This is a genomic window from Methanolobus halotolerans, from assembly GCF_004745425.1.
Taxonomy (GTDB): domain Archaea; phylum Halobacteriota; class Methanosarcinia; order Methanosarcinales; family Methanosarcinaceae; genus Methanolobus; species Methanolobus halotolerans.
This window is the reverse complement of record NZ_PGGK01000015.1, coordinates 35,411-47,741: the sequence shown is the minus strand read 5'-3', so window position 1 is coordinate 47,741 and position 12,331 is coordinate 35,411. Positions and strand designations below refer to the sequence as shown.

16 protein-coding genes are annotated in these 12,331 nt (G+C 41.9%); 12 read left to right on the top strand and 4 right to left on the bottom strand.

Annotation, left to right across the window (positions count from 1 at the left end; all coding sequences use genetic code 11):
- Positions 1-454 precede the first annotated feature (454 nt).
- From CUN85_RS11190 to CUN85_RS11160, 7 genes are all read left to right on the top strand, one after another.
- Positions 455-1,042 (top strand): hypothetical protein, encoded by a 588-nt coding sequence (locus CUN85_RS11190; RefSeq protein ID WP_135390404.1) that lies wholly within the window; start codon positions 455-457, stop codon positions 1,040-1,042.
- Between the two features lie 42 nt (positions 1,043-1,084).
- Positions 1,085-2,002, top strand: coding sequence for a V4R domain-containing protein (locus CUN85_RS11185; protein ID WP_135390403.1), 918 nt, complete (start codon positions 1,085-1,087; stop codon positions 2,000-2,002).
- Between the two features lie 113 nt (positions 2,003-2,115).
- Entirely contained in the window at positions 2,116-2,349 is a 234-nt protein-coding gene (locus tag CUN85_RS11180; RefSeq protein ID WP_235856309.1) for a hypothetical protein, read from the top strand.
- Positions 2,346-3,422, top strand: a complete 1,077-nt coding sequence (locus CUN85_RS11175; protein WP_135390401.1) for an RAD55 family ATPase — start codon at positions 2,346-2,348, stop codon at positions 3,420-3,422. Before CUN85_RS11180 ends, CUN85_RS11175 begins: the two co-directional genes overlap by 4 nt.
- Positions 3,423-3,449: 27 nt before the next feature.
- A complete protein-coding gene (locus CUN85_RS11170; protein ID WP_235856308.1) occupies positions 3,450-4,217 on the top strand; it encodes a hypothetical protein in 768 nt (255 codons plus the stop codon).
- 6 nt (positions 4,218-4,223) lie between these two features.
- Positions 4,224-5,792, top strand: a complete 1,569-nt coding sequence (locus tag CUN85_RS11165) for a hypothetical protein (RefSeq protein WP_135390400.1) — start codon at positions 4,224-4,226, stop codon at positions 5,790-5,792.
- Positions 5,785-6,576 carry a GNAT family N-acetyltransferase gene (locus CUN85_RS11160; RefSeq protein WP_135390399.1) on the top strand — a complete coding sequence of 264 codons (792 nt, stop codon included), beginning with the start codon at positions 5,785-5,787 and terminating at the stop codon, positions 6,574-6,576. The genes CUN85_RS11165 and CUN85_RS11160 overlap by 8 nt, the downstream gene beginning before the upstream one ends.
- On the opposite strand, the gene CUN85_RS11155 is transcribed toward CUN85_RS11160, so the two are convergent.
- Positions 6,573-7,265, bottom strand: a complete 693-nt coding sequence (locus CUN85_RS11155; RefSeq protein ID WP_135390398.1) for an RAD55 family ATPase — start codon at positions 7,263-7,265, stop codon at positions 6,573-6,575. The two genes, CUN85_RS11160 and CUN85_RS11155, sit on opposite strands and share 4 nt — an antisense overlap.
- A 202-nt stretch (positions 7,266-7,467) precedes the next feature.
- Here CUN85_RS11155 and CUN85_RS11150 point away from each other — a divergent pair, with 202 nt between their 5' ends.
- The gene (locus CUN85_RS11150; RefSeq protein WP_135390397.1) at positions 7,468-7,875 is read left to right on the top strand and encodes a hypothetical protein; all 408 of its coding nucleotides are present in this window, start codon (positions 7,468-7,470) and stop codon (positions 7,873-7,875) included.
- A gap of 5 nt (positions 7,876-7,880) precedes the next feature.
- On the top strand, positions 7,881-8,609 hold the full coding sequence (locus tag CUN85_RS11145; protein ID WP_135390396.1) for a MinD/ParA family ATP-binding protein: 729 nt from the start codon (positions 7,881-7,883) through the stop codon (positions 8,607-8,609).
- Positions 8,610-8,655: 46 nt separating this feature from the next.
- Here the strand turns inward: CUN85_RS11145 and CUN85_RS11140 are convergent, their stop codons facing one another.
- Entirely contained in the window at positions 8,656-9,327 is a 672-nt protein-coding gene (locus tag CUN85_RS11140) for a hypothetical protein (RefSeq protein ID WP_135390395.1), read from the bottom strand.
- A 200-nt stretch (positions 9,328-9,527) separates the two neighbouring features.
- On the opposite strand from CUN85_RS11140, the gene CUN85_RS13555 reads away from it, so the two are divergent.
- Together CUN85_RS13555 and CUN85_RS11135 are read left to right on the top strand one after the other, a co-directional pair.
- Positions 9,528-9,653 carry a hypothetical protein gene (locus CUN85_RS13555; RefSeq protein WP_268921642.1) on the top strand — a complete coding sequence of 42 codons (126 nt, stop codon included), beginning with the start codon at positions 9,528-9,530 and terminating at the stop codon, positions 9,651-9,653.
- A gap of 8 nt (positions 9,654-9,661) precedes the next feature.
- A complete protein-coding gene (locus CUN85_RS11135; RefSeq protein WP_235856307.1) occupies positions 9,662-9,862 on the top strand; it encodes a hypothetical protein in 201 nt (66 codons plus the stop codon).
- Between the two features lie 25 nt (positions 9,863-9,887).
- Here the strand turns inward: CUN85_RS11135 and CUN85_RS11130 are convergent, their stop codons facing one another.
- Both CUN85_RS11130 and CUN85_RS11125 read right to left on the bottom strand, forming a co-directional pair.
- Positions 9,888-10,268, bottom strand: a complete 381-nt coding sequence (locus CUN85_RS11130; protein WP_135390393.1) for a transcriptional regulator protein — start codon at positions 10,266-10,268, stop codon at positions 9,888-9,890.
- A gap of 101 nt (positions 10,269-10,369) precedes the next feature.
- A complete protein-coding gene (locus tag CUN85_RS11125) occupies positions 10,370-11,536 on the bottom strand; it encodes a DUF2117 family protein (protein WP_135390392.1) in 1,167 nt (388 codons plus the stop codon).
- A gap of 81 nt (positions 11,537-11,617) precedes the next feature.
- Between CUN85_RS11125 and CUN85_RS11120 the strand changes: the two genes are divergently transcribed.
- Positions 11,618-12,316 (top strand): metal-dependent hydrolase, encoded by a 699-nt coding sequence (locus CUN85_RS11120; protein ID WP_135390391.1) that lies wholly within the window; start codon positions 11,618-11,620, stop codon positions 12,314-12,316.
- Positions 12,317-12,331: the final 15 nt, after the last annotated feature.

Genomic DNA, 12,331 nt, shown 5'->3' with positions numbered 1-12,331 from the left:
AATGTGAGTTTCCTGATGCAGCTAGCGCTGCATCAACAAAGTTTAAGTACTTATTAGACAAAACACTAAACATCCCCTTTGTGTTTTCGCTAGCAAGTTAACACTTTGGGGTTTTATCCTTTTTAAATGATTACGGACTAAATTAAGTAGGAAATAGGTTTTCTACAGAGCCAAAATTTTCTTTACTTAAAAGAAGTATTTCCGGCTTTTTCGTGCTGAAAAAGCAAATAAATTGCTTAGCTAAAAGGCCACATCTCCCTGAGAAGAAAAATAAGATCATATTTTCTATTGGCAGGAATAGATTAATAGAGTTGATCAGGTTGGCACAATCAAGTATATCTCCGGGAATCAGATTTATTCCTGTTTTCAATAGAAGGCTATTAATACTGCCAATACAATATTTGTTATAATTATAATATAAGATATATAATTAATTTTAACGGGGTTCTTCCGTATGGCTCAAGAGCAGGGTATAGCAAAAGTAGATCTGACTTATATTTTCAAAGCAGTAATGATGGGTAATTCCCTGTATTCGGATAACTGGGAAAAAGGTGTTCTTTACCTTACAAATCTCAATCTGTGGTTCTCCGAAGGTGGCGGATGGGTTACCATACCTCTGCCGAACATTACCATGGTAGGCAGGGAGGTTACGGACTCGATCCGTATGAAGACACAAAAATCAATAGGTACTACACATGTCCTCATCATAGATTATCTCCAGCCCTCCAATGTTGTCCAGGGTGCGAGTGCATCTTCTGTAGCGTTGCTGGCAGGTAATGAAGCGGTAGTAAGTACTCTGAAGGCTTATCTGCAGCCAATGTGCGGCACTCCACCGAAAAAGCAGTCGCTTTCGGACATCGATAAAAAATTACTATATATGTTATACACAGGTGTCAATGATATGCAGAAGCTGGCTTTTTTCACCGGGGCCGATAGCCAGACACTGGCTGAAAGTTTTAAGAGCCTGAGGGACCAGGGTCTATGTGATAATTCCGGAACTCTGACTGAACAAGGGCAGAAACAAATACAGGAGCTGATGTAAAATGCATCTTTTTGAATTGATCTTGTCCGGGGAGGGGCAGTTATGAGCAATATGCCTCCCGGATTGCCTCCTTTTATGACCGATTCTGCCGGCAGTCCGCCAGCTATGTCCGAAGGCAGTTTTGCACAGTCAATGGGCGCCTTTGGTACACTTCTCAAAGTCCAGCAAAATATAAGTGATAGATTCCCCAAGGCAAAAGTTCCCTGGAACGAGACACGCAAATTCCTGAAATGCTTTACCATCGATGCTATCAGGTTAAATTCGCTTTACAAGTTCCACATGAAACTGTTTAATGAGATCGGGCTTGGGTCAATACAGCTAATCTCGTATGCTCCGATGAATTACATCTTTGCGGTCCCGAACAATCCGATCTGTAATTGCTATCCCGCCTTGAACAACCAGAAAGTATGTGTGGCCACCACCGATGCACTGCACAGGTTCTTTACGGAGGAGCTGGAGCTAGAATGCTCCGTGGAAGAGACCGAGTGTATAAAAAACGGTGATCCTGTATGCAAGTTCAAAGTAGCTTTGCAGCCCATATCAGCCTATCAGATAATGCTGGATGAGCAGGATAAGATGATCCTTTCGGGTATCAGGCCACCAGTGGACCAGAATGAGCTCATTGAAAGAGTGAAAGCATTGACAGTGTACAAATTGCTGGATAACGGTAAACTTTCTGAGATCGGGAATGCCTACATGCAGTTTGCAGGAAATATGAATGTCCGGGAAAAGGTATTCGATCCCCCCTGGAAGACAGAAGAAGAGCTTGCTGCTGTTGCCGCACAGCATAGTACTTTCGGGGCAGCTTTCGGTGAAATGGCACAGAAGGTGCAGGGCTCTTCAGCAGCAACACCCCATCCTCCGGAAAAAGTGGCAACCGGGGAAAACCCGAAGTTACAGGAAGAATCGAAAAAAGTGGATAGTTTTGCCGAACTTATGGCTAAAATGAAGAAAAATTAAGAGGCTCAAAAATGCCAGGTATCAGAAAAGATCCAAATGACGATCATTTATTAGATTTCACCGGAGTGCATGTTCGTGTAATTACACGAACTTCACATTACAGGGGAATTTGTGTGAGAATAGATCATGATAGTGACAACGTACTACTTAATACCGTACTCCAAAAAACGGATGCAGGATGGGTTGACATAAGTGATCGCATGTTAGTTATGGGTTCTGCAATAGAATCTATCTATATCGAGAAAAGTTTTCCATTTGACAGTAATGAATCCCTTATCCTGGCGATCGATAAAGGAGATATGGTGGAATTCGACGCTGAGGCAACGGATCTGGAGGGACTGGAATGAATAAGGAAGTAAGAATTCCAACTGGTATCTCAGGCCTGGACCGGGTTATCGAAGGAGGTGTCCGTGATAATACCACACTGCTTGTAGTGGGTTCAAGCGGTACTGGAAAATCTACATTTGCCATGCAGTATCTCACATATGGACTGGAACATGGCGAGAATGCCCTGTACATCAGTATGGAAGAACCACCTGAGCAGATCATGCGGGAGGCAAGGATGCTTGGTTTCAATCTTGACAAGTACTACGAGAAAGAACTGTTCTTCTTTCATTCCAAAGGGAAGGATTTCGTAAAACTTGTCGATGAACAGTTACCGGCACTTGTGGAGGCAAATAAGAACTACTCTGTTAAGACGCGTGTTGTCATCGATCCTCTTACGCCTCTTATATGGTCGGTGAATGATAAGCAGGAACAGCGTGAGATCATTACTAAGCTGTTCTATACAATGAAACAGCTGGGTCCTGTTCTTATCACGACAGAGGAACACGCAGCACCCGGTGAAACCATTGGCGAGGATGTTCTTATACCCATATACATGTCAGACGGCGCGGTGCATCTTACATACCGTCCCATAGGCGGTGCTTTTAACAGGGCGCTTGAGATTGTGAAGATGCGTGCCACAAGACACGGTGAGGAAGTATATCCATATATATTTGTGCGTGGCATAGGAGTTGTTGTAAGGACCACTCCACTGATATCCGCAGAGGATATGCGCAAGTATGATGACCTGTTCGACCAGGCTATCAGGACCGCCGCTGATCTCGGAGCCAATGAGACGGTACTTGAGCGCCTGGCATATGTAAAGGAAAACTGGTCATATCCGTTCTCGCCGAAAGAGACACTGCAGATATTCTTTGAATCTCAGGGATTTACTGATGCACTCACACGGGAGGAGATAGCCCGGAGAAAAGAAGAGAGCATGCCTTCGGATGTACAACTTGACATTGGTGAGCTGTCTGCAAACGGATCCGCTGAAATTACGGAGGACATCCCTGAAGAAAAGAATGCGGATGCTGAAGAAGAAGGTCTGATAGAGATAGATGATCTGCGTGAACTGGAAGAAATGATACAATAAGTAGTTAATTAAGGTACGGTGAACCTGGTGGCCAAAAAGACAAAGGATGATCTGGAAGATGTATCTCTTCTGAAGTTTGCCCTGGTCTCACAGTTAAAGAGGACCTACAAGGACAGTGAGGTCGATGTATTACTATTTGCAGGTGCCGATGGCAGGATATATGCTTCATATATTCCTGATAGCATAGGGCCGAAGATATTTGAACTGACGAACCTGATCAGTCACAACCTGCTCCACGTGAGCCAGCAGCTTGCAATGGGTCTGCGTCAATCCGTCATTGAATATGATTTCGGAACGGTTATATTCTCTTCAGTAGGCAAAGGAGCTCTTTTGATATCTCTTTTCACTGGAAAGGCCGACCTTTCGGAAGATATGGGCAAGATCGAGGTTTCAAGACAGGTGATACAGCATATATTCGAGCAGCGACCCATGACTGGTGACCAGCTCTCAAGTTATTCAGAGGAGGTCGCCTCTGAACTACGGGAGCTTTCAAAGATCGTGTTCAATGAAATGTATACCCAGTCATCCGAGTATAAAAAGAACATGCAAATACTTGCCGATATCAAGGAGAAGATAACAGGTGTAATGGGCAGGGGTGAGGTAGAACAGGTGCTTGCAATGGCATTCAATGAAATAGCCTCATCTCCCAAGTGGATGACAAAAGACCTGTGGCCTTTACTTGTCGAGATGATCATCAGAGATCAGATACGTCCGCTTCACGGCGATTATGTTGCTGATATGTGTGAAGCTGAATGGATGCCTGACATTAAACACAAACTGGAGTCATTTGTATGAGGTGTCATGGTGAACAATGAAAATGATATTATTATTCCGGAGGAAGTACCAGGACCGGAAGTAGATGACGATGTCAGGGAATGCATTCCTGTTCCTGATGGGACTGGAAATGAGACCACAGGTGATTGTGAAACAATGGATGGCTCTCAGGATTTACGCTTATCTATACATGACATATACTTTTCCGGGCTGGAAGAGAAATATCTTGAATTAGAGGCTAAGTTTGCAGAGCTTCATGAAAAAGTGAATGTAGATCTGGATGAACAGTCTGAGGACATATCCTCCATCAAAGGTGAACTGTCTGCAAGGTCTGGTTTAAGCGAATTCAAGCAGCTGCGAAGAGATTTTGATGTATTTTCCAAACGTCTTAGAAGAGTTGTCAAAGCAGAGGATTCTATCAATGCCGAAGTACTTGATGCTGCAAAAGTTCCTCCTGACGTGCTTGAGATCACCTATGCAAAGACCCTCAACGACCTGTATAATGCAATGCTGAATATCTTCGGAGACCGGGAATCAACAGATATAGTTGAGAATGCCAGGGACAAAGTGCGTAATTTCAGTGCGGGTGTAGATTTTTTCAATTTTGAAAATGGCATCTTCCGGGTGAAAGGCCTTTCAGATGCAACCTCCTCAAAGCTTGTTTCCGTAAAACAGATTCATGAGACATATGTAGAATTATTTAAATTGCTGTTGCAACATGTCCCGAATTACAGTTCACAGGATTTCCGGTCCTTTGTAGAGACAGGAAGCCGTGAATATACTGTTGAGAAGGTGGTGTCTCATGAAAGGTCAATTGACTGCATCTGGTCAGAGATCAATAAAGCTACGAGTGAACTTACCGATCTGACCGAGAATGTAAAGTTCATAGCTGAATTGCAGAACACCCAGCTGGATGACATAAAGTCGAATTCCACGAATATCGATGAGATAAATGATCAGATACAAGATATTGCAAAAGCTATTAATCTTCATACAAAGGCATTAAAGAAACTGAACAATACTCTGGCATCGGCCCTCTCCTCTGACAGAACAGGTGAACACGGTAGTTTGCATGCTGCGGAAACAGCCATGGGTATGGATATATCCTGTTTTGAAGGGTGGCTTGAGTCAAAAATAGACCGCTCGGAGGTTCTTCAGATATGTAATTCTTTCGATGCATACAAGGAAGAAATAAAGGGGTCACTTGTATCAATACAGGAGCAGCAACAAACAATGGTAAGTATCGAAATGCTGAACAGCATTCAGGCCGAGGTTGTACAATTGCGTGAACAGGTGGAAAATTTAAAGAATCCTGATTCAAAGGCACATGACGTCTCAATAGCCGGAGAGATCACAGAGGATGCTAATCTGGAAATAGCCACTGGCAGTTATGAGGAATTGATTATCGGGGAACTGACCAGCTTTGGTCCGGTAACCCTGAAACAGCTTGAGAATCAGATAAATTCGAGGGGCTGTACAATCGGTTCCGATGAACTTTCTTCGATTGCAGAACGTATGGAGCAGGCACAACTCCTTACATCTTTTAAGAAAGGCAGGTATACGTATTTAACCTTGAAAGAAATGATAAATGTCTGAAAAAAATGGAATTGAAATGTCGATTGATGATATGTCTGTATTGCACAGGGCCGGGAGTATCTCTTACGGATTGATAGGGTCAGAGTCCGCAGTGGATAACTTTATTATTGAAGTCGGGCGGGCCAACTTATCAGGTTTCAATTATTTTCATAAAAAATTCGGCATGCCTTATGAATTTCTGCTTAAGAGGTCCGTGAGCTCGGGGCATGCTCTCTTTGCTGCCACGGATGACCGGGACAGGCTTTTAGGTTTTGCACGCTTCGAAAAGATTGCAGATGATGTTGAAAGGGTGCACAAAGGAAAGAAAAGTGTTGTCAGGCATTCTGTCTATTTACTTCGAAGTATAGAGGTTCATCCCTCCTTCAGACACATTGGAATAGGCCGACTGCTTTTTGCAATTGCCGTGGAATGCCTGAGGTCAAATATCATAACGATGCCAGATAATGCTGATGCGGCCCGCTTCTTCAAAGAGAAACTTATGTTTGAAAAGGTCAGTGGCAATGATTGTACTGTCTCATCACGCTATAAGAACTACCTGCTTCTTTCATATCCCAAGGCAAGAGTTCTTCTGAAGATTATCGCAGGAAATTATCCGCGGATGGTAATGCCCGAGCTAATTGATTCCTACGAATCCCTTATGTTCATGTCTAACATGGGCAAAGCAATAAGTAAAAAAGATATTATCAGATTTGAGACCCTTCTCATGAATTCAAGTCATTTGCTTGATGGGAACCTTTTAAACGAAATGAATCTCTTTTTAAAAAGTTTTGTAAGTAATTCTTAACATTCCCGTATCAGGTTCATCCCGCTGGAAGTAATAAGGAATGCATGTTCCCCTGGAACAAAATCGCTCCCTCTGGTCTTGATCACTTCGAGATGTCGGTGGACATTCTTCCCTTGTTTTATCCTTTTTAGTTCGAGGACCGTATCAACCATATATGACCAGGTACTGGAAGCAACTTCTTCTTCAGGGATCTCTCCAGTAACCATCAGTAAGATACCCCTCTCCTCAAACTCATAAAAAAGATTATGAATGAAAGTTCTAAGCTCACAGCCTCTGAACTGTCTCTCTTCGAAGGTGCTGTCTATTTCAGCAAGGATCGTTATAGGGTCAATGACAACCCTGGAGAGTGAAGTATCAAGCACATGTTCATTTATGTATTCAAATATTGAGAAATCACCTTTGGAAATGGTATCTGCGCTGATAGGACAGATCCGGAGCTTTCCTGAATCAAGGACGTCCTCTGAAAAGAAATCAAAGGATGAAAGAAAGCGTGTGATCTTTATTTCGGATTCGGAAAGTAGTGATATGTAGACACAGTTCTCTCCATGTTTTGCGGCTTCGAACAGTGACTGAAGACAGATGTTGGTCTTGCCGGAACCTGTGCTTCCTGCAACAAGGATCGCAGATGGATGAATAAACCCTCCGCAGAGAATCTCATCCAGGCCTTTTATAAAAGATGAACTTCTCATATCAATCTCCCGTCATGGGTATGCTGTGCTTATTTATATATTTATCGAACTGCAGAAAAATTCAGATATTGTTTTTAACTCCAATCGGATATTCATATGGACTATGTGATCCGTATATAAAAAAAACTAAGTAGACTTATATATTATCACATCTATTAAATTTGATAAAGAGTAGATACATCACTTTATTATGTTGATAACCATGTCTGATCCACAAAATAATACTGATATTCTGGAGTATCTGTATGATATTGACAGGCGTTTAAAAATAATGGAATCACGTCTATCTAAGCTTGAAACATACTCTTCTCCGCCGATCGAAGATAAAATGGCAGTTTTTCTTACTGTTCCTGACTCCATCCGAAAGTCGTTGTTTGCTGTTTCAAAATTAGAGTCCTGTACTGCTGATGAAGTGAGTCTTGTTACCGGGAGGCACAGGTCCATCGAAAACAAGTATCTCAATGAACTATATAGGGGTGGCTGGCTTGAGAGGGATAGAAAAGGTAAAAAAATATATTATTCTATGAAGAAAAAGGCCACGCAAGATAAGGATAATCATTGGTCGGCAGTCGAGGAAGTAGAAGATAAGCTGGATCAGTTACTGGGGTGAAGGATATGCTATTAAGTTTCCATTCATATAAAGGGGGTACGGGGAAGACTACTTTTGTCGGAAACCTGGGAGTCTTGCTTGCGAAGAGAGGTGGGAAGGTATGTATTGTTGACACTGACGTGAATGGTCCTGGCATTCATTCGCTCTTCAATATCAAATATGATATGACACTTATAGATTTCCTGCAGGGCAGGTGCAGGGCAGAAGACATCATCTATGAATATGATGGCGATGGACTTGAGCTCTACATCGTACCCACAAGGGCGTGTGAGGAAGATATCTCTTCACTGTTCGATACACCGGCAGAAGCCAGGGAAAAGATGTCCGAGCTCATCAATGCCCTGCAAAGGGACCTTCTGATCGAGCATTTAATTTTTGATTGCAGTCCGGGCATAAATCGCTCCAGTCTGCTGACTATGAACCTTGCTGACAAGGCTACGATTATCTGTACGATCGATGTACAGGACATAAGGGGAACCTACATCCTTTCCAATATGGCAGACAAGCTGGGCACCAAGGCGAACCTGCTCTTCAACAGGACGCCCAGGGATAAACAAAAGGAGATAGAAGAAGTAATTAAAGATTTCAGCAATAAACTTGGCACATATCTGCTGGGGTCGATGACCTTTGATGATTACGTTGCACGTGCCTGGTCAAGGAAGCTCGTCATGGAGGAAGACCCGGAATGTGACTACTGTTTACAGTTGAAGACCATTGCTGAAAAGTTCGTATGATATCTGAGCAGACATCTCTCTAGTTTGATTTTACATTTGTATGTTCTCAGGAAATACTGAACTCCCTGATCCTGTCACCTACAATTTTATCCAGTTCTTTCTGCTCTTCAGGCGTCAGCCTGAATATATCTCTTATCTTTTCCATCTCTGTGCTAATATGCGGGTCTGTGGATTTCTTATTATCCGGCAACGTATCACATGTCCTGACATCACTGCCCTGTTTGAATATATTGTTCCCATCAGTTCGGAAAATATTATCGAACGATCTGGTGATATATTGTGCTGAGTTGGCATCAATGGTATCTTCTCTATAAAAAGATAGAACGGTCCTGTTCTGTTCCCTGCTTTTCCTGAAGAGTACTGAAAGGAACCTGGAACACGGTTTCATACCAACCTCCAGTGCCAGTTCTTCTAAACTGTCAAGAATTATCAGGTGAACTTTGTCTGAAACAAGTCTTTCCAGTTTTATCATTGTGCTTGTCAGATTCTTTGAAACTGGAAGTTGTATTATCTGTCGGTCCATCAATTCAGTTGGAATACCAGAGGACTTATCCAGGTGCATATGAATAATTGCCCCTGCAAAAAAGTTACAGTGATGTATGATCAGATCACTTACATTCCCGGTTATTTTTGTTTTTCCATACAGGAAAAGAGAATTTCTACCTTCAAGTGTTTTCAGGAAATCTCCGGATAGCTGAATTTTTCTTCCATTGTTCATATATATGGCTCAGCTGATATTTTTCCTGTTAAATTCACTCCTTATATAATATTAACATACTGGTGAGTTACTGATATTTTGAAAGAACTGTCCTGTTTAACTTAAGCTAACCACATGACATTCAGGAAATCTCACATTTGCTTTCCGGTTCCGAAAAGATTAAAGCCTATTGAAGCACATGTTATTTGAGGTGCTTTAGTATGTCAAAGTTCCAGAAAAGAGGTTATGAACGTAAAGGTGAAAAGAAAAATGTAGAACTTGAAGAAAAACTGCTACATGAAAACCTCAATGACCTAGTATCTGAAGGTGGTGAAGCCGCAGATTGAAAATACGATTGAACATTGAAGTACTCAATTCCGATGTCTCCGGCAAAAAGTTGGAAGTTTCGGAAGGCACTACATATGAAAAAGTACTGGAAATCCTTGATATAAATCAGGAAACAGTTCTTATTTTAAAAGAAGGGCAGGCCGTTCCATTTGATGGAATGGCCGTGTCCGGCAACTTAACCATAATGTGCATAGCATCTCAGGGTTAAATATTACCGGGCACAATTAAAGAAATCACATTCTACGAGTAATGTCCTTCAGTTTAGTAATAGCATCCATTGTTGTTTTCGTATCTTCTATGATCTTACGCTCATAGTGTTTGATGATATCTTCAACAGGTGCTGAGAGCTTGTAGATCTTAGTAGGCCTACCTTTTCCAATTGCTTTCTTGTTGTGGATATCTATCCAGTTCCTTTCACGCATCTGTCTCATAGCCACACTCACTTCCGGTTGTCTGAGGCCGGTACTCATCTCAATTTCCTGTGAGGATGCCTCCGGGACATTCGAGAGATAAGTGAGTGTTGTTGCGACGTTTCTTGACATTCCCAGACTTTTCAAAGCTTCAATGAACTTATAGTCTGTGTCATCCAGTATTTTGACTTCATAGTCTTTCATAATAACCCCTTATTATATCTTGCTCATAATAGAGCTCTACTACATAATATGTAATTATTATATTTAAAGTTATATATGCTCATATTTAAAGTGAAAAAAAATTAATAATTTCTACTGAATTTTATGTGTCTGTTGGCAAGTAGTCTTACTTTCTCCTTTAATTCAATAATAGAATTAAAAGAACCAGTCTTATATCCCCTGAATATTTCCAACCTGATCTTCCTGCCGATAATATCATCATGCCCATCACTGACCCTGAATATCACAGAACCCGGGTGAATATGTTTCCTGTGGGAAAAACCATCGAGGTCTCCGTCGGTTATCCCTATGATCGGTATTTCCAGTCTGAAAAGAATATCCCCAGCTATCTCGGTGGTATCATCTCCAATAGTAATCGCCACCTGTGCATTATCCGCAAGCTCAAATGTTCTTTCAGCTTCATGATCGATGATCACTGCCTTTATCATGGCAGGCAGTACTTCTATATGCTCCATGCTTATCGTACTCGAATCACTTAGCCCGGCTAAAACCGGAATATGCCTGCGGGCTAAAAACCCATTGCCTCGCAAGGGGCCACTTTTTATCCAGCATCTTGTGATATCGATCGATCCTCTTTTCTCATAACCATGAAGCTTTTCAAGTCCATGTTCTTTGACCTGAGCCCCTTTGATTTCTGTAATGAACCCGTCTTCTGTGACGATATTTATGTCTTCTGATATTGCCTGGCCTACAATAATACCATTAATGAATATCTTCTCCCCCGGATGCACTCCATGGACCTTTCTGATTATCCTGCGGCCATGGTCTTCTGTCCGGATGGGTATGACAACATGCGGGACATCTGACAGGTAAGTCCCAAGCAATTGTGATAGTTGAGTTGCAAGAGCAACCGAACAAATGTTCCATGGAATGACCTCTCCACCGGGTTTTGAAGGACTTTCGATCTGGATGAGTGGTTTCTTATTCCTGTCCTTGATATTAGAAACTACTATATTGCCAAATATCCGGCCATTTTCAACATTTTTTCCCTGGTTCAGTAAAACAACGGCATCCTTTGTAAGGAAAAATTCTTCAATGCATTCACTCGGTTTAAGCGAGGAACTTATATTTATGTATTTTTCCAGATGGGCATCAAGTACTGCAGTCTTGCCGATGGCGCCTGCTATTCTGGAATCCGTTCTTCCAAAACCCTGTAATATCTTAATAATATCACATGCCATACCGGAATCCACAATATCCGGTCCGTGGATAACAATTCCGATTTCCATAAATACAATTTGTATATTTTACTACAAGGATATAATCATTCTGACACAAAATTATTATTTCTAAAAAGCTACTCTGTGCATATGAATAAAGTACGACTTACATGGCTTGGACACTCCTGTTTTGAAATAATGTATAAGAAAAAGATTCTTATTGACCCTTTCATAACTGGTAATCCTGCAGCAACAGTTTCAGTTTCCGAGCTTGAACCTGATGTTATTGCCGTGACTCATGGTCACCGTGATCACCTGGGAGATACTGTGGAGATTGCAAGGAGGACAGGTTGCAAAGTCGTATGCATTCATGAACTTTCCCAGTACCTGCGCTCAAAGGACGTACTTACCGAAGGGATGAATATAGGAGGTAGGATAAATATAGGTGGTTTTGATGTTACCATGACGGATGCATGCCATTCTTCTTCCATAGATGAATCTGGTCGGACCATTGACGGGGGAAAAGCAGCAGGTTTTGTCATCCGTGCCGGAAATGTTTCCATATACCATGCGGGAGATACAGGTCTTTTCAGGGACATTGGACTGATATCTGAACTTTACAGTCCCGATGTCGCAATAGTTCCTATAGGAGGACGCTATACAATGGATGCCAGAGATGCCGCACTTGCGGTGAGGATGTTGCAGCCAAAAATAGCAATTCCCATGCACTATAACACCTATGAAAGAATAAAACAGGATCCTCATATTTTCGTATCCTGTGTGAAAAAGGTATCAGATACCGACGTTGTTCTAATGGATGTAAATGAAAGTATCATTCTTCAGGTATGAAAATACGTAACTGAC